Genomic DNA, 22,304 nt, shown 5'->3' with positions numbered 1-22,304 from the left:
TATGTTAGATCAAATAAATGCTCTGAACCTCTGAGTAATCACAGATTTTGATAGGACTTTCACAAAATGAAATTCTATGACAGCCTTTGGTGCACTCGAAACGAGCCCCTCTATTCCAAACGAACTCAAAGAGCTTCAAATTAGAAATCTCTTAAAATATAGACCTATAGAACTCAATCTAGAAATGGACCCTGAAGAGAGAAATAAACATATGAGAGATTGGCATGACGCTTCAATGGAAGCATTTTATACTTATCTCACACAAGAGAAATTTGAAGATGTACTCACACACGCGGCTCATCAAATAGAGTTGCGAGATGGTATGGTTGATTTTGCTCACAGAGCGCATGACGCGTGAGTGCCACTTCTCATAAATTCTGCTTGAATTAGTAGTGTTATAGAAAGAGTCTTTGATCATCACGGAATTCCTCGTACTTGAATCCAAGGAAACTCACTCAAGTTTGATACACAAGGCAGATTTGCAGGACTTAGTAACCAACATCCTGTACATATTGATGATAAAGTTTGGTCAGCTCTTCCTCAAGACTTCGTTGACGTCTTTGCACAGAGAACACATTTTTTAGTGATGGGAGATGCAATTTGAGACGTTAAAATGTGACCAAGCGACAGAAATGTTTTCAATGTCTGATTTTTACTGAAATCTCAAAAAGCACACGAACGAAAATTTCGAGATACTTTTCATCATATTATAGAATCTGATGATTGTGATAAAGGATTTCTAACAGAAATTTCTCACAAGCTCAAATAGTATTTAGCTTGCAATGTAATAAAGAGTATATTTCACCATAAAATATACTCTTTATTTATTATTTAATTCTGAATTCATAAAAAATAAATAAAATACAGCTCGATTTTAAAAACACTTATTTTTTAAGCATTATCTCATGCAAGAGCACAATCTAAAAGACTTCACTTCGTGAGCCATTCTCCCACAACTTTGGTCCCTGTCTTGGCCTACGATGATGACGATATTTTTCTACACGCTCTACAATGTCGTAGATACTTTTTGGGTGAGTAAACTCTCGACAACTTCTATTGCTGCAGTGAGCATTTCTCAAATAACACTCTTTGTCATGTTGGCTCTTAGTATGTGAATCTCAGTAGGTTCGAGTGTCGTGATGTCGATGCATATTTGAGCAAAGGAAAAAACAGAAGCAAGTAGAGTCCTCGCTCAGGGATTTATACTTGCTACCATTGCGTGAGTATTTTTTACAGTCTTAGCTCTTGTATTTAGAGAACCATTTCTCATAGCCTCGGGAGCAATTTGAGATATTTATGCTCCAGCTTTAGAGTATTTTACGATTGCAGCTGCAGGTTCTATTCTTTCGTTTTATCTCATCAACATTATGTTTGCCTTTAATTCTGAGGGAGATACTTTTACACTTACCAAGTTATTCGCTCTCTCGACAGCTGTGAATGTCATCCTCGATCCGATACTGATATTTGGGAAGTTTTGATTTCCTGAGCTAGGGATTGCTTGAGCTGCCTACGCAACTCTTATATCTCAGTTTGTATTTATAGTCCTTGCGATGAGAATCCTCTCATCAAGCTCGAGAAGTGTTCATTTTTCATTTTCTAATCTCAGTATTCAGAAAGATTCTGTTCTCAGAGTCCTCAAAATCTGATTTCCAGCTTCACTCACACAGGTTCTCAATCCAGTCTGACTTGCTATCCTCATCCTCATGGTTTCTCTCACGTACGGAGAGGCTGGAGCTACAGCATTTAGTCTGATATTTCGTCTTGAGTTTTTTGCCTATTTGCCTGCTATTTGATTCGGTCTCTGAGCTATGTCGATGATAGGACAAAATACGGGAGCTTGAAATACGCATCGTTCACTCGAGATATTCAAAGCAGCAAATTATTACGGTGGAATTGCTTCATGAATTCTCTGAGTCCTTCTCATAATATTTGGAAGTATCATACTCAAAATCTTCACAGATGATCCACTCGTGACAGAGTACGCTCTCAGCTATATCTACATCGTAGCACTATCCTACGCAGGTATCTCTATCACTATGATAGTAGCGAGTGTCTTCCAATCGATGGGGAAGTCGTGGCCAGGTTTTTGGCTTACCTTCATTAAGTTTTTCGTCATTGCGATTCCTCTTACTTATTTCATCACTCAAATGACTACGCTCCCGATTTGGTATGTCTGGATTGTGATTTCAGCTTCTAATATCTTTATAGCGATTATTTCATATATTTGGAACTTAAAAGTTTTGAAAAGAGTATAGAAAAATATTTCAAAAAAAACACTTTTAGATTGAAGTGTTTTTTTTGATTAAAATTTAAGGATAGTGAGAAAATTCTTAGAATAGATTAATGAATTTAAAAAAATAAATCAAATAAATATTTAATCCTATTGATGCTCCAACCCCTCCTCCACTACTCTCTCCACCTCCTCTTCCCATGAATCCTCGCATTCATATTTTTTCGAAGTATATGGAAACAAGCTTGGTGAATTATGATACTGACTATGCTGGTAGATGTGGATCATTTACTCGCTGATCCAATATTTGATGCAACAAGATGTTCTATTTGATTTCATCCTCTGCATAGCTATATAGCAATAGTAGTGTATATATGACTCATATTTGTTCCAAATATATATGTGAGAATTATTTGAGTTGGACTCGTATTTCATATGCTGACAGACTTCCAAGATTGCCTGTGGTAAAATAAAAACAAAGTATGAATACACAAGAAATCAGAGAATCTATCGAGATAATTCAAAAGCTGAAAACTGGGAACTATAGTGTACTGTCTCAAGATGAGAGGTATAATCTCACGGTAGAAAAACTTCAGAATAATACAATTCTGAAATTTTTTGCACGAAATCTCCAAACGGGTGAAATTATAAGTGGTAATTTCTATAAAGTGAAGTGAGAATATAGATTTCGTCCATGTGAGATTTCGGTTGAGCGAGCTCATTATTTCCTGTCTGGTATAAAGTGTCTAAACTCTTAAGCTTTTCATACAGAGTTTGTGTAAAATTGGAAGAATCTATGACGGAAAAGAATTATGGAACTTTATCATTTAATTACACGAAAATATGCAAGTACACGCACGATGAGTTACAAAAGAGGGAGGTGCATTTGAAGAACTGATGATTGAGAGACGAGATTTACAGCCAAAAGACATTTTGATTGAAATAAAATACTCTGGTATCTGTCACTCTGATATTCATACCGTAAAATCTGAATGGGGACAAGTAGATTTCCCACTCGTTCCAGGACATGAAATCGCTGGTATAGTCGTTGAGACTGGTTCTGAGGTTACGAAACATAAAAAAGACGATAGAGTCTGAGTAGGGTGTATGGTCGACTCATGCCAAGAATGTAGCAACTGTAAAAACGATGAAGAACAATTTTGTAAAAAAGGAATGACGGGAACCTATGGAGCTAAAGACAAATATGGAGAAAAAACTCAAGGTGGATACTCGAAGTATATTGTAGTACAAGAGGATTTTGTACTGAGTATTCCTGATAGTATTCCACTTGATAAAGCTGCACCACTTCTGTGTGCTGGTATCACAACTTATTCACCACTCCATCACTGGAATGCTGGACCAGGGAAAAAAGTAGCAGTACTCGGGCTTGGAGGACTAGGTCATATGGCTGTAAAAATCGCGAGTGCCATGGGTGCTGAGGTAACAGTTCTCTCTCACTCTGATGATAAAAAAGAAGACTCAATGAAGTTTGGGGCAACGTATCACGTGAATACTAAAAATGATTCAGTATTTGAGGAGTACAACGAAACTTTTGACCTCATAATTAATACAGTTGGAGCGAAGCTCGATATAGATCAGTATTTATCACTTCTTACTGTGAATGGTACACTTGTAAATCTCGGGGTTCCTTCGGAAAAAATGGAACTGAGTGTTGGTTCACTTATTGGAAGAAGACGTTCGTATGCTGGTTCTCTTATTGGAGGAATCAAAGAAACCCAAGAAATGCTCGATTTTTGTGCAAAGCATGATATCACTCCTGAAATAGAAGTTATTTCAGCTGATACGAAGGAAATAGATACGGCATATGAAAGAGTAGTAAACTCAGATGTGCGATATAGATTTGTTATCGACATGAGTACATTGAGCTAATATATTCTAAACGAAACATATTTATGAAAACTAAAAAAGCCTATTTAGCAGGAGGGTGTTTCTGGTGAATGGAGGAGCTTTTTCGAGCTTTTCCTTGAATCATGGGAACAAGGGTTGGCTATATGGGCTGAGAAACAGAAAACCCAACATACAGAAATCACGCGTGACATGCTGAAGCTCTTGAAATAGAGTATGATGCTGATGAGATAGATTATTCTACGGTACTTGATTACTTTTTTAGAATCCACGATCCAACGACGCTTAATCAACAAGGAAACGATAGAGGTGATTCCTATCGCTCTGCTATATTTTTTGAAGATGATGAGCAATTACAAACGGCCGAGGATTTTATAAAAATAGTAAATGATTCTGGGAGATGGCCAAATCCTGTCGTTACCAGTCTTGAAGAATTTGAAGCATTTTATCTTGCTGAGGACTATCATCAAGATTATCTGCAAAAATCTCCGAATTGATATACCTGTCATTATGTAAGATGGCCAACATATATAACAAGCTAATACAAAAAACACTGAAACTATAGTTTCAGTGTTTTTATATCTCGTTTTGCTTCCTCAAGCATATAGTTGGTTTTGCAACTTGGACAATTATGATAATAGGCATAATAATATTTTTTTTCGAGAGTTTTTTTTGTGTGTTTTGGTATTTTCTTTTCGAGTTCTGCTCCACATTTTTTACAGCTTTGTCATATTTTTTCTCAGGGGAGCGAGGCTGTTTTAGATGTGTTTTTTTTGCTTCATGAGATAAGACTCGTTTGAGAAGAAACTGGAGTTTCAATATATCATAAATCAACTCATAAGTCACTGCGTTTCATTGCAAGAGTTGCCAGCTCATCACACATCTCATTTTCAAAATGACCAGTGTGTCACTTAATCCACTTAAATGTCACGGAGTGTTTTTCTATTTCACTGAGCAATATTTCCCATAAATCCCAGTTTTGAGCTTTTTGAGAACCTGTACGAAACCAATTATTTGCTTTCCATTTTTTTGCCCATCATTTTTGTATACCATTGATTGTATACTGAGAATCTGTAGTAATGACTACCACAGATGGTTTTTTCAGACTTTGAAGTCACGCAATTACTCCACGAATCTCCATCCGATTATTAGTAGTTTTTTTAAATCACGCAGAAATATCTTTTTGATGATCTCCACATCTTAAAATAACCCCATATCATCCAGGTCATGGATTTGGATTGGCTCATCCATCGGAAAAGATATGTATTATTTCTTCTGCTTTTGTTTTCATGTGGGCTATTATATAAACGAAGTAAGAATATTTCAATGTTTTTATTTAAAAAATTTGTGCAACTCTCTGTTTATAAGTATTATGAAAACAATTATACAATATTATGTTGTGAAGCGAATTATGTCAGATAAATTGCATACCGAAAATAGCCAAAATATACAAAAAATATACAACGAAAAGTTGCTCTTATTAGGTATTTCTGATAGCCAAAAATTTCTATCAATCACTTCTACTCATTATAAGCGTGTAGCTCTTGCAAAGAAGATAGGTCATCCAATCGAAAAAATAAATAAACTCACTGCCTTTTTTGATTTTATGAGAGTAGAGGGAATGAAAGCAGTTGTAGCAGAGGTGTTAGTAAAAGACTCCGTGAAGTGAGTTCAGGATTTAAGAAAGAAGGATTGAGGTATCCTCTATACTGACCTGATTCACCATTATCCATATATAACTCGGTATATAAATCCTGAGTATTTAGGGGAATTAATACAAAATAGTAATAAGACTCCACTATTTATCTTTGATTTTTGGTATGAATCATTTACTGTTATGAGTAAATGATATGCGACTTCAATCACAAGCGTTGAAAAACAATATTCATACCTTGAAAATGAATCAAAAAACGAGTTTATAACGCTTATGATTCAATGCGTTATTTTCTGATTACTTTCAATAGTTTCACCTTATTTTCTCGTTTTTATTCCTATACTGTTTGTATTTCATTTCTATAGAAATTCATTTTTTATTTCTGAATTACATTATACCATACGAGAGAAACTGGAACACTATATTTTTGAGAATAAAAAATGAACTGATACTTGGACATGGTTCCTTCAAGAGGATTTCAACTTTTTTAAAAAGACGCTTTGTTTATGGTTGATATCACTTCTCGGTATTATATTTTTACAGTGACTTCTCACCTGAAATATTGAGAAATCAATAGCGTGAGTATTCTCAACATCTACAGAATCTACTCAGAAACTCGAGCATCCATGGTATTTAAGTGATAGTGTATATAAAAGCTTTGATCAAGAAGAAATTAGTCGAGAAGAATTAGTTTGAATACTTTTATCTAACCAAAATATAAGCTGAGGGACAGGGGCTCAAAACTGTTTTAAAGATATTTCTGAATCAAACTACAAAGAGCAAATATGTTTTGCAAAACGAAAGTGATATATTCAATGAGATGCTCAAAATAATTTTAATCCAAGCGCTACCGTATCTCATGCTGCGTGACTAAAATTTATTCTGAATTTTAACTGAGAGACTGTACCATGAAGGGCTGCATACGTAACCTTTGATGATTTAGAAAAGCAATTTTGGTATACAACGTACGCAGAATACGCAAAAATAAATGGACTCATAGATCAGTGAGAAAAACTCTTTTATCCAGATTGAGCTATAACAATTAAACAAGTTGATTCATATATTTATAAGCTCGTACAAAAAAAATAAGTACAACAAAAATAACTATATTTAAAAAAAAGAGCTAAGCAGCTCTTTTTTTTTAGAATATTTCTGAGAATCACTTCTCTGGTTCATCATATACACTTAAGATTTGCTCTTTAATCAGCCAGAGTTTGTTTGATACCGACTCAAGTAAGTCTCTATCATGTGAGACAATAAGCGTCGTACCAGTAAATGATTGTAACATATGTTTAATAACTTCTTTAGAGTGGATATCAAGATGATTGGTTGGTTCATCCATAATAATGATATCAGGTTTTGCAAGCAGCATCTTGGTGAGCGCTACCTTTGCTCGTTCTCATCCAGAAAGTGTTTGTATTACTTGTTCTACTTTGTCTCACGTTATGAGGAGTCAACCAAGCATAGTTCTAATTTCTTGAGTATTTTCGTGTTCTTTCGATAGTTCTGCAATAATACTCATACTAGTATCAAGACCCTCTAATACTTGTCAGTAACTTCAAACATTGAGATTAGGGTGAATTTGGCTCGTTCCTGAAAGTGCTGTGAGTTCTCAAAGAATAGTTTTGAGAAGTGTTGTTTTTCCAGCTCCATTTTTCCCTATGATTCCAATTTTATCCTGTTTATGTACCTGTATATATTCTGGGAGTGTCACCAGTGGATAGTCATATCAAACTATTATTTCCTCAAGTTGGATAATGACTTCTGGAAGTCTCATATTTGTTTGCAGAGTAATAAACTTTGCAGTGGTTTCATTTTCTGGTTTATGAAGCCTTTCAACCTTATCCAGTGCTTTAATTCGACTTTGAACACTAGCAGCTTTCGCAGAGTTGGCTCTAAATCTATTAATATAGGATTCTTGAGTTTCTATATCTCGTTCTTGATTATTGAAATCTCGCATCTGTTTGTCGTAACGTTCTTGTTTTTCTGTGATATAAAAATTATAGTTCCCAGCATAGTTATGTATTTGTTTTCCAGATATTTCTGCAATTCGTTTACAAGTATGATTAATAAATTGCACGTCATGGGATATAGAAACTATCGCTTTTTTCCAAACTTGGCAAAATTTTTCTAAAAAGATGATACCATCAATATCTAGATGATTCGTGGGTTCATCGAGTATCAAAATATCTACTTCTGTGATGAGAAACTTAGCAATTTGAACTTTTGTTTGCTCTCCACCTGAGAGCTGTAAAACATTGAAATCTAACTGGTCATCTGTAATGCCAAAATATCTCAGTATTTCTTGTCTCAAAATATCTTTTTTAAATCAGTCACACTCTATAAGTTCTTTATTGAGTGTTTCTCTCTCTTCCCACGCTTCAGCCTGGTCTTGCAAGCTGTGAAGTCGCTCTATTTTGTGCGTAATATCTGGAAATATAGTTGCCATTTCTTGTCTCAGTGTGTTTTTTGAATCTGACCAGAAGAGGTCTTGAGAGAGATATCCTATTTTAATCCCAGAAGCGAGTTCGATATTTCCGTCTATATTTTCTAAATCAAGTACCTCAGCCTGCTCTCATTTGAGTATTCCAGCTTTTGCGAGAATCATTTTTAGGAGCGTTGTTTTTCCAGCACCATTTTTTCCGATAAGTGCTACCTTATCATTCGTATTTATTTTGAGATTTGCATCTATAAGCAATGGTTCAGCTCATATAGATTTTGAGAGCTTGTTTATATCTATTAAACTAGATGCTATAGATGATTTTCATTCAAAAAGGTACTTGGGTATGCTCTCAAGAGAATACTGTTTATTTGCTCAAATAATAAGTGTTTTTTGTTCTGAAGTAGTATCATGAAGTTCAAACTCACTTCTCATATATTTTGCTGTACGTTTGAGTTTGGTTTCATGTTTTATTTTAGCAGGTATTTCATCATAAAAAACCTGACAAATTTCAGCAAGTTCATGCTCACTGAACTCATCATGACACGCAAGTATTTCATCTATTATTTCTTGAAACATATTTTTATTTAATTTATTCTTTGATTATAGGGAGATATAAAATAATGCGAGAGTATTATTCATTTTTTTATTTGTAGAATTTTCGTATGATATATTTATGCAAAAAATAACAGATTTAAATATTCAGGAGATTATGTCTCAGGATTACATTTCAGATGTGCACTTTGTGGGAATAAACTTTTCAAATCATGTTTTTTCTCGTAAAAACTTTTCAAACTGTACTTTTGAAAAGTGTAATCTTTCAAATATAACTCTCAAAAATACCACTCTCAATGATATTAGATTCAAGGGATGCAAGATACTTTGACTTAAGTTTTGAGATATAGACCGACTCTTATCAAACTTTAATTTTTATGATTGTACTATTACACTTACTTCTTTTTTTTGACTGTCTCTCAAAGGTATCCACTTCGAAGATTGCAAAATTACAGAATCAGACTTCACTAATACCTATCTTGAAAATGCAGTATTTTGATATTGCGATTTGCTCAAAACTACATTTCTTGGCTGTAATTTTAAAAATGCAGATTTACGTTGAAGCTTCAACTTCTCTATAGATCCACAACACAATAAATTCTCAAAAACTAAGTTTAGTAGGGAATACTGCGAGGGATTGCTTCACCAGTTAGATATAGAGTTGATGTAATATAAAAGAGCCCCCACGTGGGGGCTCTTTTGTTTTCTTTTAGCCATAGCACAAGTCATAGAATGACTTAACTTGGAATAATAAGTGTAGCCTTGAACTGGCGTCTCAGGACCTCAAGGAGAATTGTTCCCTTGATAAGAGTTGACTTGAGCTCAACGTTGAAGCCTACTTCAATATCTTCAGTCCCTTTGGATTTTCCCATTAAAGGTTCGAAAGAACCGTACTTGACGAGAAATTCTACTGTTGAATTGAACTTGCTTCCAAGTAGATATAACCTCAGCAGAGTTGGCTCTTCACCGTGGTCGAAATATGCATGTTTAGTTTTTATCTCTGAACGACGCCGAAAAGCTAGATAGACAATTTCTTTTTCTTTGTCCGTCAGTTCTCGTCCGAAATAGGTATGATCTTGCTTAAGAATCATACTCACTGGTTTCTTAACTCCATCTTGAACTTGAGTTTTTGTTTTATTTTTCGCCATTTTTTAGTTCCTCACTCAGATTAAGAAAAAATTGGTTAAATTATTATAATGTAATAATTATTTAGTTAATACATCAGTGTTGTATTTCAGAAATAAAAAAACTCACTTTCGTGAGCTTATTTTTGAATTACATAATTTCTTTTTGTTCTCCGTCTGGCATATTGTAATATTCTCATTTAAATTTACAAAATACATTGAGTTGGTTTTTCCATGGTGTCGTATCATCGAGACTTCCTACTGATGGCATAATCTTGTCAGACATGGCTTTTGCGTCATCATTTGGTTTTTTAAATATCGCAGAACCACAGTCTTTGCAGAATCCTCTTTTATTGTCAGGACTTGACTCATACCAACTGAGTCCTGAATCTTCAGTGATTTTTAAATCTGTTTTGTTAATAACGAGCATTGGTTTGTATATCCCGTGTATTTTTTGACACTGTTTACAGTGACAGCTCACTGCTCCATCTATTTCTCACTCTGCCTCGTATCGAACGTTACCACAATCACATCCTCCAGTAACTTTAGTCATAATTTATTATTTAAAAAAATACTCTGTAAAATTACTGAGTATCTGTAGTGAAAGTGTATGAAATGTATGAACTAATCGAATATAACATCAATTTCGATCATATCATTGTTTTCTTCTGTGTCACTTGGGTTATAGCTTCTGAGTTGAAGTTTTCAATTTTTAGTAACAAGTGGACTAGAAAAATCGAGTGTGGCTGTGAAATCAATCATATCTTCTCCACTTAATTCAGCATTTTCACTAATTGGTACGAGCCAATCTCCACTTGCACCTGTTTCCGCAACGACATCGTTACTTTCCACCATAAGTGCTACAGGAAATATTCATTCAAAAAACCAACTTCGAGGAGCTTTTCATTTTATTTCCAATGGAGACGATACCGGCATATTTGGAGTAAAATCAAATAACACTACTGGTGCTCATTTTACTGATTCAATAGTTGTTACTTCTTCTATTTTGCTCGTTTCACTATCTTCAATTCAAGGAATAGATATTCAAGAATCTAATGAAGGATTAGTAGATGCATCTTGAGTAGTACTTCAAGAAATATTACTATCTGGAGCAATTGCTTCACCACAGCTCGATAGCACGAGAGCAAGAGCTCAACAAGAGAGAATAAGTACTATAAATTTCATAAAGCTATATATTAATACATAAAAAGTGATACGTTGATTATATTAAGAATTTTATTTTTTACAAAGATACTGCATCTTTGAGTGAAAGTTGAATCTTACCAGTTGATTCATCTATTGAGAGAATCTTTACACGAATATTTTGTCAGACTTCTACTACTTCTTTTGGATCAGCAACATATCTATCAGCAATTTGAGATATATGCACAAGACCATCTTGCTTCATCCCAATATCTACAAATGCTCAAAAAGCGAGAACATTACGAATAATTCATGGCACTATATCTCAAGCTTTGAAATCACTGTTACTTAATGTAGTTGCCTTTTGATGACTTGAAAGAACTCTCTTCTCAATTCCTGCTTGAGAGAGGCTGTGAGTAATAAATTCTAGAGTTTGTATATTTGCATCATTGTACAAATCTTTAATTTTTACCTCATTGTTTTTATAAAATGAATCAAGTGACTCTATGGTATTTTGTTGTTTTGTTACAAATCTCGCAAGTGCATACTGCTCAGGATGAATATCTGTTGTATCTAGGATTTCCTTGCTTTGTGGAACCCTGAGAAATCAAATTGCCAATTTAAATACTTTTGGACTGAGTTGTTTTTTGAGCTCTGCTCTCGAAGTATAGGGTCTATTATTATATATTTTTTTTGCAGCAGTTTTTGTAATTCATGATATATGTGAGAGAACATATACGGAAGCTGTATTAACATTTATACCTACTTCGTTCACGGTATCCTCTATGACATATCAAAGTTTTTCTTCTAGTTTCTTTTCACTGATATCATGTTGATACATTCATACTCCTATACTTCAAACTGGTATTTTTACAAGTTCTGAAAGTGGATCTATAAATCTTCTTCAAATTGATACCGTTCACCTTTCTAAACTTCCTAAATTTGGAAATTCTTCTGCTGCTATAGCACTTGCAGAATATACAGAAGCACCTGATTCATTCACTATATAAATATCTATATCTGAAATACTTTGAACAAGTTCTGTTGATTCTTTCACACCTGTACCATTTCCTATAACTATAACATCTATGTTATAGTTTTTAATAATTTTACTGAGTTCAATTTTAGAATTATCCTTTTGAGAAAGAAATATTTTACTAAAATACAGAGGGTTTCAGAGATTATCAAGTACTACCATTTTACATCAAGCTGCAAATCCAGGATCAAGAGCGAGAATAGTTTTTCAATACTCAGGTTTCGTCATAAGCAGTTGACCAAGATTTTTACTAAATGTTATGATAGCATCGTCTTCTCATTGCTCAGTGAGAATTCATCTAATTTCATTTTCAACAGATTTAAATAGTGTAGTATAGCCAAGTTTGAGTCACTCTTCAAGCTCTGTAATGAATTGTGATGATATTTCTAATTCTCCAGCATATCTTTTTTTAATAATGTCGTATGTTTTCTCTGTTTTCTCTATTTTTATATTGAGAATTCACAGATTTTCTCCTCTATTGAGAGCAAGTATTTGATAGGGTTTGAGATAATTTATTCTATTAGAAAAATCCGTGTATATATCAAACTTAGAAACTTGACCAGCATCTTTTTTATTAAGTTTTGCGAGTGCAGTTGGTGTTTTTATTTTAGAAATAAGTATTCCATATCATTGTAAATCATCTCTCAGTGCATGTCTAAGATTCATATTAGCTGATATTTCAGCTGATATAATCTGACTCGCTCCTTCTAGTATTTCTGTAGAATCATACTTTGCCAAAAAATTATCAGGAATCTTGGATATATTTTTTTTAAAATTGTCAGCTACGATTTGAAATCCCTTTTCTATTGCCAACATAGCGAGAGTTTTCTTTTTTGTTTTATAGGGTTTGTAAAGTTCTTCTACTTCCTTTATATTATTAGAATTCACTATATTCCTTTCAAGTTCTGGAGTGAGTTTTCATTGATCAAAAATTCCCTGTAGAGCAGTATTTTTGAGTTTAAATAATTGTTCAAGTCACTTTCTCAATTCTATAATAGCTCTTATGACTGTTTCATCAAGTCATCACGTTCTTTCTTGTCTATAGCGGGATATAAACGGAACTGTTGCTCATTCGTCGAGCATATCTTGAGTAGTAGAAACTTGATGCTCTTTGAGATTGAGCACTTTAGCAATTTCTTGATTATATATAGGTTCTAAAATCATAAGTGATGAAGCATTATTTAGATAAAAAAAAGCTCTCCTCAATGAGAGCTTTAGTATTCGATGATATGAAAATTATAAGCTTACCGGAATTTCTAAAAAGTCTCCAGAATTAGCAGATTCTAGTTTGAGGGTAGCCTTGGTAACTCCTTCAGGAACTTCAAAGATGAGTTCAGCAACATATTGAACGTTATCTCCAGTTGGATTTCACTGTTCATCAATTACTTCACCTGAAGCTGTACTGGTAGCTAGTATGGTTCCATTTTCAGCTATAAGACTAATTGGAAATTCACTATCTTTGTACCAATCAACACTTACAGTTCAAATGACAATTTCTCAAGATGTAATAGTAGTTCACTCTTTAATATCATTGAGAGTAACTCTACTTCAGTTTGTAGATTGAACTTCTAGTACCTCTTCTTCGACTGCTTCTTGTTCAACTATTTCTTCGCTCCCTGTTCATGTAGTTTCATCTTGTTCTTGAGTTGTTGCTTGAACTGGGGTAATTCAGCCACTAGAACTTGAGTTAATTTGAACTTCATTTTTGTTTGCGCAAGACGTAAGAATTACAAGAGCTGTGAGCATTCAGATTGTAGAAAGTTGTACTTTGTTCATGAGAAATATCTTTAAAAAATATAATTTACTTCTCTATGCTATTTTAAATTTGATATAAATCAATTTTTATAGCTATAAATAGAGTTACATTTTTAGTTTGCTATTTGAAATATATAATTAAAATTCAGCAGTTAATTCACTCAAGCATTTATGAAAAATACTAAAACTCTTCTTCTGGCTCAAGTTGCAAATGTATCGAAAGAAACACTTCTTTCATTTAGTACTCTCCCATATACTAAAATCCGACTCTTATATTCTTGAAACAAAGATACACTCAAAATAAAGATTCCTTCAAATATTTCTATTGTCAGTTATACTGGTGTTAACTGACTCAACAGAGCTATAAATACTGCGTACACAGATTTTCCAGAATATATGGTATTGCCATTGTTTTCTTGAGATGATAATTCTAAATATGCCATTAAGGTATTTAATAAATCATTTGGATCTAAAATAAATCCAAAAATTTTCAAAGAGAAAGATGTCATGCAAAAATTTCTCTGAGATGTTTGAGAGAAAAATATAATGAAGCGAACATACAAGGAAGTTATGCATATGGAATATGATGAACTTTTAGATTGAGTTGGTCCAATGAGTATTATTAAACCAACCAATGCAAGTGCGTCACGAAGTACTTTTAAAATTACCTCGAAAGAAGATTTTCTTGATATTCTCCCTAAACTTTCTCGAAACTTTGACTATATGATTGAGGAATATATAGGTTGAGAACTCTATTCTGTTGATGTATTTTACGCTGATTCTAAAATGTATCTCCTGACATATGCTCGTGAGATAGCAATGATTGAGCTTTCTGATAAAAACAAATTTTCAAAAGAGTTTCTTGCAAAATATGGGGAAGAGCTACAAAAACATTTTAATTTTATTCTTCCAATTAGTTATCATCTAGATTTTTCTATGCTCGCGAAACTTGAGCTAAGTTTACTTGAACAACTCAGAGTTAAACTCGAGGAAATTGATTACCGATGAGTGATACACCTCGAATATAAATACGATAAAACTGCTAAAAAAATATGATTTTTAGAGTGGGGAGCAAGATATGGGTGATATAGAAAAATTTTTATAAAAGAAATCTACAATACAGATATAAAAAGAATACCGTATTACCTACTCGTTGAAAAAGATACTTCAAGATTCAAACAACTTAAATGAAATATTTATAGCTTCAAAGAACAAGAACATAATCTCAATTTTGTTCGAATCAAAACTAATTTCGTAGATACAACAAATTATATAGATATACTGAAAAAAACTGGGAATATATTTGAAGTCTCGTTTCAAAGTTTTCTAAAGGATTATTTTCTCAGAACTTTTTGAATCAGAATCAAAAAAATAGATTTTTACGTGAAATATTCTTCTGGATTTAACTTTTTTCCTTTTTATAGAGAAAAACTTACGAAACTTGATTATATTTTAGAATTTGATGACGAGAATTTTGAACTCTATAAAAAGAAAAAATTTAAAATTATAGAAAAAACATTCTTTCACGACTATAAATAATGAAAAACACATTCCTAAATATGATGAAATCTCGATTTTTCATTGTATTTCTTATCACTTTTGTAAACGGATTAAGTTTTACTATGCTTTTTCCAGTCCTTCCTTTTATCATTAAAATTTATGAAGCCCCTGAAGTAGTCCTGTGAATATTACTTGGTACTTTTAGTTTATTTCAATTCTTGGCTGCTCCAATCTTAGGTTCTCTTTCAGATAAATATTGAAGAAAACCTATTTTGATCATTACTCAAGCAGGAACTATGTTGTCTTGGGTTGTACTTTGAGTGTCATACTTACTTCCAGAGTATCAGTTTTTATCGTTCATATCTCTTCCAATTCTTGTAATTTTTTTATCTCGTGTATTTGATGGAATTACTTGATGAAATAATTCCGTAGCACAAGCTATCATAGCTGATCTATCTACACCTTCAGAAAGAACGAAAGTTTTTTGAATGAATGGAGCTATTATGTGACTTGCAATTGTTGTAGGTCCATCTATTTGAGCATTTTCTATGTGAACAAGTTATGGTTATTTGTGAACGGCAATTGCTGGTACTATCATTTCTTTTATAACTCTTCTAATCATGATTTTCTTTTTACAAGAATCAATTGCAGAAGAAGATAAAAAATCAAAGATTAAAATCTCACTCAAAAATACAAATTTGTTTGCTCAAATATCAAAATGGTGAAAATTCAAAAATATTAGATATACTATATTTATGAAAATTTGTATGTTTTCTGCATTTGTTTGATATACAAGTATTTCCGCATTATACCTAATAGATGTATTTAGATTCGATGCTATCAATGTATGATATTATATGACATTCACGGGAATGTTTCTTATATTTCATCAAACAGTTTCTATACGATATTTTGTGAAAAAATTTCGAGATCGCAAAAGTCTTTATATATGAATGATTTTTATGTGATTATGATTTCTTGCAATGGCTTCAACTAAAAATATCATATTATTTACTGTTTTTTATTTTTTTGCTGTGCTCGGTATTTCTCTCTCTTGGAGTACGCTGAGTTCTTTATTTTCAAGAAGCGTGGATAAAAAAAATCAATGAGAAATTATGTGAATGGTTGCTGGTTTAGAGAGCTTCATATCAGTTTGAATCCCTATATTAGCCACTCTTATATATACTCATATAGATTTTTCTATATATTTTCTCCTTAGTATCCTTCCACTTGTTTGAGTTTTAATAAGTTCGCTTGTTTATAAAAATATACACTTTGAAACTGTCAAAGAAGCTTCTTAAAATCTTTTGCAAGCAACATATAAATCCTTATATTAAAGCTATTACTTTTCAGTTTTTCACAATATGGATTTTCTTCTTGCACTCATTGTTTATGCTTCTTCACATGATATTTCACGAGATGAAATGCAGATACGACACCAAAATTATTGCCAAAATTTATACTTTCAACCTAATGCAGCAGCTAAATTATCTCAAGCCTCTTGTGATTTAGCTGATACTGAGTATGAAATAGCATTTGTAACAGCAGGGAAGTACTAGTAAATTACTCCTATTCAAAAAATAAAAAAATCTCAGAATAATGTCTGAGATTTTTTTATTTTTCTGAGTTTGTATGATAGAATTATATTAAATAAAATATAATATTTGAATACATGTTTGAGAAAAAAGAAGTAGAAAAAAGATTTACCAAAAAATCACTCCTCAATGATTTACGAATATTTTTAATTTCAGTTGCCATAATAATGATATGGAGATGAATATGGAACCTTTTAGATCACTTTTTTTTGCCTCAATTTTGGGTCCTCTCAAGTATTTTATCTATAGTGATTTGAATTGCTATTCTTGTCCTTAATGATAACAATCTCGAAAAACTTTGAGAGGAGTAGTTTTTTGTTTTCATACGTATTCTATACATTTACGTTCATATAATAATGAGTATTAACTTATTAAGATAATTATATGGAATTTGATTTTGTCCCATTTGAATTTGGAAGAATGTTTCTTGGTGATGCTAGTTTATGGTATTTATTTGAAATATTATTTAGAGTAGTTGTTATATTTGTTACAGCTGTAGTTCTATTAAGAGTTGTATCATGAAAGTGACTCAAAGATATGAGTTTCTTTGATTATTTTCTTGTAGTTGCTATGTGAAGCGCTGCTTGAGATCCAATGTTTTATGCAACTGTACCACTTTTATACGGTGTTGCAGCATTAACATTTATAATTGTTCTCAAAGAATTTCTCACACATCTTACTCTTAAAAATGATTTTTTTCTCCAACTCGCAGTTCCAGATCCTGTCTTAATAATAGAAAATGGAGTTATTGATGAAAAAATGCTTTTTAAAAAAGACATTCCTTTAAAAGCATTTTATAGTAAACTGAGAATTCAATGAATTAAAAATACTGGTGAAATTATGAGATGTTATTTGGAACCAAGTGGAGAAATTAGTATTTTTAAATTTGAGGATTCACAAGTCTTGAACTGACAATCAGTTTTTCCTCCAGAAATATTCAGATAAAAAAAGAAGGAGATTATCTCCTTCTTTTTTTATCTCGACTAAATTTATTTTTGAGTCTCTTAAATTCTTTTTCTCAAAGCTTTTCTTCTAATACAAGATTGAGCTCTGCTTGTTCATCAAAGAGATGCATATCCATATCTAGTTTATGCTCAATCTTGAACCTATAATCCTCATAGTTTCAGTACGAAATTGAGAGCTCTCCATCATGTATAAACCATATATGAGTTGCGAGCTTATTCACAAAGTATCTATCATGAGAAATAAATAATATGGTTCATTTATATGCTCTGAGTGATTCCTCAAGAGACTCGCGAGTGTCATAATCGAGATGATTTGTTGGTTCATCAAAAATTAAGAGGTTGGAGGATTTTTGTCAAAGAATAGCAAATAGGAGCTTACTGGTTTGACCTCCAGAAAGTTCTGATACTTTTTTATCTAAGTCGGTTTTTTCAAAGAGATAATGCTTAATAAGTCAGATGAGATGTTCATCTGGATAATTTACTCAGTGTTTATGAAAATTTTCTCGCATAGTGAGGTCTTTGTAGAGCTCCTCATGCATTTGAGAGTAGTAGAGTATTTCAGAAGCTTTTCAAATTGATTGATACCCATCTAGTAAAGGAATCTGACCTAATATAGTTTTAATAAATGTTGATTTTCAAACACCATTTTCTCATACGACTCAGACCCTCATTCATTTATGAAGTGTAATTTCATTAATAAAAAAGAGGCTTTCACTTCGACCAATAAATGCTTCTTTGTAACTTACCAATTTTTCAGGAGATTCTCCAGAATATTCAAAGAAGAAGTTTGGTTTTTGAGGAATAAAAGGTTTTTCTAACTTCTCAATTTTTTCAATCATTTTTTCTCGACTTTTTGCCCAACCTGCTCTTGAACCTGCTCGAAATCTATTTATGAGTTGCTCTTGTTTTCCAATATAATCTTGTTGTCGTCCCCAGTCATCCATTCTAATTTTTTCTACTTTTTCTCTTTCAATTACATAATCACTGTAGCCAGAATGATACATGGTACTTGGTCGACCTGGTTGTATTTCCAGAGTTTTAGTACAAGTTTTATCAAGAAACTCTCTATCATGAGAAATAATCACATATCAACCATTCCATTTGTTCTGCAGATAGCTCTCAAGCCATTCAACAGAGCTCATGTCTATAAAATTGGTAGGTTCATCTAGAAAGAGCATATCGGGTGATTCTAGTAATACCTTTGCAAGTGCTACTTTCGTTCTTTGTCATCAAGATATTTCTGAGAGCTTTTTATCTAAAAGTTCTAGAACTCAAATACCTTGGCTCACTTGATGAATTTTGTTTTCAAACTCATATCATCCTATGTTCCCAAACTGTTCTAGGAGGTCGGTATATTCTTCTATTACTCATGTGTCTTCTGACATTTTCTCCTCAAGTTCTTTCAGTTTACGTTCCATTGACTGTATTTGAGTAAACGCTTCTCTAAGTTCCTCGTGAACTGTCTTTTCTTCATTATCACTATAAACTTGATGGAGATATCATAGAGTCATATTTCCGACATTCTCAATAAAACCCTCATAGTTTTTGATATTTCCTACAACGGTTTTCATAAAGGTAGTTTTCCCAGATCCATTTGGTCAGACGATAGATATTTTATCATTTTGATTTATCGTAAGCTCAATATCTCGCAGGACTGGTTCTCCTTGAAACTCGAGTTTTTCAATTTTAATTTTTAAATGGTCCACTGTATTTATTTTATTCTATATTTATACAAATTGTATTCAAGAAATATTTTTTACAAACTTTGATTTTCGCAATATATACAGAAATAAATCTATATCACTTCTATTTGCAAATACATACCTTTCCCATACAATAATGCAGCATAATTTAAAAGTGCAAAAGACACATATATTGTATAAATAACTCAATTACATGGCTAAAAAGAATGCTTTAAATGAAAGTGAAAAAAACCAAAAAATTAAAAAAGTAAAAAAACCTAATAACAATTATACTCCGTTCATCATACTTATTGTTCTCTCTGTAGCTCTTGCAGCACTTATTCCTTTTGTTCAAAACTGAACGGTTCAAGTGAATGAAAATATTTCATTGTCTGAACTCTCAGAGAATTATAGTAATTCTGAGTATTCTGAAATACTTATTGACGGTAATAAGGCCATAGCAACTCTTTCTGGTGGAACTGTAACAGAAAATGGGGTTGAGAAACAAAGAGTACAAACTGCAATTCTTCCAGAGCGTGATTCACTCTCAGATTTGGGTCTTCAAAATACTGATATTACTACAAATGTAGAAGTAAAGGATCTTACGAGTTCTAAGTTCTGGGCAGAAATGCTTCCTACGATACTTCTTGTAATATTATTCTTAGGTATAGGATTGTTTCTTATTTCACGAATGTGAGGTATGGCAAATAATGCTATGACTTTTTGAAAGTCTCGAGCTAAATTGTATGATACATCTAAAAATAAAATATTATTTAAAGATGTTGCTGGAGCTGAAGAGGAAAAAGAAGAACTTCAAGAAGTAGTAGATTTTTTGAAAAATCCTAAAAAATATAGAGATATCGGTGCTAAAATACCAAAAGGAACTCTTCTAGTTTGACCTCCAGGTACAGGGAAAACTATGCTTGCTCGTGCAGTTGCCTGAGAAAGTAATGTTCCATTTCTTTCTATCTCAGGTTCAGAGTTTGTAGAGATGTTTGTATGAGTTGGAGCATCAAGAGTGAGAGACTTATTCACAAATGCTAAAAAAATAGCTCCTGCTATTATCTTTATCGATGAAATTGACGCAATCGGGAAGAAGAGAGGACCAGGAACTGGTGGATGACACGACGAAAGAGAACAAACACTCAATCAAATACTTACTGAAATGGATGGTTTTGATAACGACACAAATGTCATTGTTATCGGAGCAACAAATAGATCTGATGTTCTTGATAGAGCACTTCTTCGACCAGGTCGATTTGATCGAAAGATTACAGTAAATCTTCCAAATCAAACAGACAGAGAAAAAATTCTTGAAGTTCACGCGACAACTAAAAAAATTCAAAAAGATATAAATTTTAAATGACTCGCGAGTTCTACAGTATGATTTTCATGAGCTGATCTTGGAAATATACTTAATGAAGCTGCGATTATTACAGCGAGATATGGTGAAAAAGAAATAACTGAACCAAGACTCCAGCAAGCATTTGAAAGGATTGTAATGTGATTACAAAAGAAATCACTTGTTATGAATAATGAAGAACGTAAAATAACAGCGTATCATGAAGTTGGGCATGGATTACTCGGAAGACTTCTTACTCACTCTGATCCAGTTCATAAGATTTCAATCACTCCACGAGGATGAGCACTTGGAGTTACGTGGTTTATGCCTGAGAGAGATGCTATACTTACCAGTAAAGCAAAATTCTTAGATGAACTATGTGTTTTATACTGAGGAAGAGCTTCTGAAGAAATATTCTTTTGAAAAGAGTTTATCACTACTGGTGCAAGTAATGATATTGAAAGAGCTACTGCAATAGCAAGAAATATGGTGATGCGATATGGTATGTATGATGAAATAGGTCAAGAAAATTTTGCTGGAGAAAGAGGTATGTGAAACTATACTGGAGTTGAAGGGGATAAACCATATGTTTCTGAACAAACTCAAAAATCTATAGACGCAATGGTTCAAAAAATACTGACAGAACAATATCAAAGAGCTCTCAAAATCATTAATGATAATAAGAAACTTCACGAAACTATTTCTGAAGATCTTCTCAAAGAAGAAGAAATGGATAGAGCAAGATTTGAAACATATTTTGCATAAGCTAAAAAAATCTTACAACAGTGTAGGATTTTTTTCTTGATTAAATTTCAATAATTCCTAAAGTTAGTTTTATTTACTAAAAATTTAATATGCCGTACGGAACAAATTTTTGAAATATAAACCCTGAAACATGATTCCCAGATTTATCTATTTATCCAAAAGCCTGATCAGATCAATGAACAAGAATTCCTGAAGGATTTATAGCACCAAAACCTTTAACACGTATTAAAATCAATCCTTGTGAGGCAGTTGCATCGTGAAAGAAAGACATACATGATATTTTAGATACTTAAAATTATGAATACTATTTCTTGGAAAGATTTTGAAGGTTTAGATATGAGAGTTTGAACAATAATAGAGGTTCAAGATTTTCCTGAAATTAATAAACCCAGTTATAAAGTATGGGTAGATTTTGGAAAAGAAATTGGTATAAAAAAAACTTCAGCACAAATAACTCAACTCTATAGTAAATGAGAACTAATATGAAAACAGATTATTTGAGTGATAAACTTATGACCGAAACAAATAGGGAATTTTATGAGTGAGTTTCTTATTACTTGAGTGCAAACTGAACATTGAGTTGTACTAACAACTGTAGATAGTAATGTTCTAAATGGGATAAAACTTTCTTAGGTATATTCATCTTTACTTA

At 32.6% G+C, this 22,304-nt stretch carries 23 protein-coding genes and 1 pseudogene; 16 read left to right on the top strand and 8 right to left on the bottom strand.

All coding sequences use genetic code 25. From position 1 onward, the window contains the following. Position 1 precedes the first annotated feature (1 nt). The 6 genes from GW846_03075 (at position 2) to msrA (ending at position 4,638) form a co-directional block, all read left to right on the top strand. The gene (locus GW846_03075) at positions 2-769 is read left to right on the top strand and encodes a hypothetical protein (protein ID NDK09736.1); all 768 of its coding nucleotides are present in this window, start codon (positions 2-4) and stop codon (positions 767-769) included. A gap of 136 nt (positions 770-905) precedes the next feature. Further along, positions 906-2,255, top strand: a complete 1,350-nt coding sequence (locus tag GW846_03070) for an MATE family efflux transporter (protein ID NDK09735.1) — start codon at positions 906-908, stop codon at positions 2,253-2,255. 131 nt (positions 2,256-2,386) lie between these two features. Beyond that, entirely contained in the window at positions 2,387-2,698 is a 312-nt protein-coding gene (locus tag GW846_03065; GenBank protein ID NDK09734.1) for a hypothetical protein, read from the top strand. 14 nt (positions 2,699-2,712) lie between these two features. Then, positions 2,713-2,988 carry a hypothetical protein gene (locus GW846_03060; protein ID NDK09733.1) on the top strand — a complete coding sequence of 92 codons (276 nt, stop codon included), beginning with the start codon at positions 2,713-2,715 and terminating at the stop codon, positions 2,986-2,988. Positions 2,989-3,073: 85 nt separating this feature from the next. Further along, positions 3,074-4,120, top strand: coding sequence for an NAD(P)-dependent alcohol dehydrogenase (locus tag GW846_03055; protein ID NDK09732.1), 1,047 nt, complete (start codon positions 3,074-3,076; stop codon positions 4,118-4,120). Positions 4,121-4,143: 23 nt separating this feature from the next. Further along, positions 4,144-4,638 (top strand): peptide-methionine (S)-S-oxide reductase MsrA, encoded by a 495-nt coding sequence (gene msrA, locus GW846_03050; GenBank protein ID NDK09731.1) that lies wholly within the window; start codon positions 4,144-4,146, stop codon positions 4,636-4,638. Between the two features lie 296 nt (positions 4,639-4,934). On the opposite strand, the pseudogene rnhA reads toward msrA, so the two are convergent. Then, positions 4,935-5,387 (bottom strand): annotated as a pseudogene (gene rnhA / locus GW846_03045) (ribonuclease HI). Between the two features lie 81 nt (positions 5,388-5,468). Between rnhA and GW846_03040 the strand changes: the two are divergent. After that, a complete protein-coding gene (locus GW846_03040) occupies positions 5,469-6,839 on the top strand; it encodes a DUF4332 domain-containing protein (protein NDK09730.1) in 1,371 nt (456 codons plus the stop codon). A gap of 52 nt (positions 6,840-6,891) precedes the next feature. On the opposite strand, the gene GW846_03035 is transcribed toward GW846_03040, so the two are convergent. Beyond that, on the bottom strand, positions 6,892-8,769 hold the full coding sequence (locus GW846_03035) for an ABC-F family ATP-binding cassette domain-containing protein (GenBank protein ID NDK09729.1): 1,878 nt from the start codon (positions 8,767-8,769) through the stop codon (positions 6,892-6,894). Between the two features lie 97 nt (positions 8,770-8,866). On the opposite strand from GW846_03035, the gene GW846_03030 reads away from it, so the two are divergent. Beyond that, positions 8,867-9,415 carry a pentapeptide repeat-containing protein gene (locus GW846_03030; protein NDK09728.1) on the top strand — a complete coding sequence of 183 codons (549 nt, stop codon included), beginning with the start codon at positions 8,867-8,869 and terminating at the stop codon, positions 9,413-9,415. Between the two features lie 67 nt (positions 9,416-9,482). Here GW846_03030 and GW846_03025 read toward each other — a convergent pair whose 3' ends face one another. The 5 genes from GW846_03025 to GW846_03005 form a co-directional block, all read right to left on the bottom strand. Continuing rightward, positions 9,483-9,893, bottom strand: coding sequence for a hypothetical protein (locus GW846_03025; GenBank protein ID NDK09727.1), 411 nt, complete (start codon positions 9,891-9,893; stop codon positions 9,483-9,485). Between the two features lie 127 nt (positions 9,894-10,020). After that, on the bottom strand, positions 10,021-10,422 hold the full coding sequence (locus tag GW846_03020) for a GFA family protein (protein NDK09726.1): 402 nt from the start codon (positions 10,420-10,422) through the stop codon (positions 10,021-10,023). Positions 10,423-10,493: 71 nt separating this feature from the next. Next, complete coding sequence (locus GW846_03015) at positions 10,494-11,054, bottom strand: hypothetical protein (protein ID NDK09725.1); 561 nt, start codon at positions 11,052-11,054, stop codon at positions 10,494-10,496. Positions 11,055-11,112: 58 nt separating this feature from the next. Beyond that, positions 11,113-13,212 (bottom strand): S1 RNA-binding domain-containing protein, encoded by a 2,100-nt coding sequence (locus tag GW846_03010; GenBank protein ID NDK09724.1) that lies wholly within the window; start codon positions 13,210-13,212, stop codon positions 11,113-11,115. A gap of 72 nt (positions 13,213-13,284) precedes the next feature. Beyond that, a complete protein-coding gene (locus GW846_03005) occupies positions 13,285-13,824 on the bottom strand; it encodes a hypothetical protein (GenBank protein NDK09723.1) in 540 nt (179 codons plus the stop codon). Between the two features lie 150 nt (positions 13,825-13,974). On the opposite strand from GW846_03005, the gene GW846_03000 reads away from it, so the two are divergent. The 5 genes from GW846_03000 (at position 13,975) to GW846_02980 (ending at position 17,843) form a co-directional block, all read left to right on the top strand. Further along, the gene (locus GW846_03000) at positions 13,975-15,342 is read left to right on the top strand and encodes a hypothetical protein (GenBank protein ID NDK09722.1); all 1,368 of its coding nucleotides are present in this window, start codon (positions 13,975-13,977) and stop codon (positions 15,340-15,342) included. Continuing rightward, a complete protein-coding gene (locus GW846_02995; protein ID NDK09721.1) occupies positions 15,342-16,604 on the top strand; it encodes an MFS transporter in 1,263 nt (420 codons plus the stop codon). Before GW846_03000 ends, GW846_02995 begins: the two co-directional genes overlap by 1 nt. Before the next feature lie 63 nt (positions 16,605-16,667). After that, complete coding sequence (locus GW846_02990) at positions 16,668-16,862, top strand: hypothetical protein (protein ID NDK09720.1); 195 nt, start codon at positions 16,668-16,670, stop codon at positions 16,860-16,862. 113 nt (positions 16,863-16,975) lie between these two features. Continuing rightward, a complete protein-coding gene (locus GW846_02985) occupies positions 16,976-17,209 on the top strand; it encodes a hypothetical protein (GenBank protein ID NDK09719.1) in 234 nt (77 codons plus the stop codon). Positions 17,210-17,282: 73 nt separating this feature from the next. Continuing rightward, entirely contained in the window at positions 17,283-17,843 is a 561-nt protein-coding gene (locus GW846_02980) for a DUF421 domain-containing protein (protein ID NDK09718.1), read from the top strand. A gap of 13 nt (positions 17,844-17,856) precedes the next feature. On the opposite strand, the gene GW846_02975 is transcribed toward GW846_02980, so the two are convergent. Then, positions 17,857-19,569: an ABC-F family ATP-binding cassette domain-containing protein gene (locus GW846_02975; protein NDK09717.1), complete on the bottom strand. Its 1,713-nt coding sequence runs from the start codon at positions 19,567-19,569 to the stop codon at positions 17,857-17,859. 190 nt (positions 19,570-19,759) lie between these two features. Here GW846_02975 and hflB point away from each other — a divergent pair, with 190 nt between their 5' ends. The 3 genes from hflB (at position 19,760) to GW846_02960 (ending at position 22,285) form a co-directional block, all read left to right on the top strand. Next, complete coding sequence (hflB, locus tag GW846_02970) at positions 19,760-21,652, top strand: ATP-dependent zinc metalloprotease FtsH (GenBank protein NDK09716.1); 1,893 nt, start codon at positions 19,760-19,762, stop codon at positions 21,650-21,652. 89 nt (positions 21,653-21,741) lie between these two features. Then, positions 21,742-21,945 carry a hypothetical protein gene (locus tag GW846_02965; protein NDK09715.1) on the top strand — a complete coding sequence of 68 codons (204 nt, stop codon included), beginning with the start codon at positions 21,742-21,744 and terminating at the stop codon, positions 21,943-21,945. Between the two features lie 4 nt (positions 21,946-21,949). Next, positions 21,950-22,285, top strand: coding sequence for a tRNA-binding protein (locus tag GW846_02960; protein ID NDK09714.1), 336 nt, complete (start codon positions 21,950-21,952; stop codon positions 22,283-22,285). Positions 22,286-22,304 lie beyond the last annotated feature (19 nt).

This window comes from Candidatus Gracilibacteria bacterium, assembly GCA_010119145.1.
GTDB lineage: Bacteria > Patescibacteriota > Gracilibacteria > BD1-5 > UBA6164 > JAACSU01.
The sequence above is the reverse complement of the archived record's forward strand: the minus strand, read 5'-3'. Positions and strand labels throughout refer to the sequence as shown.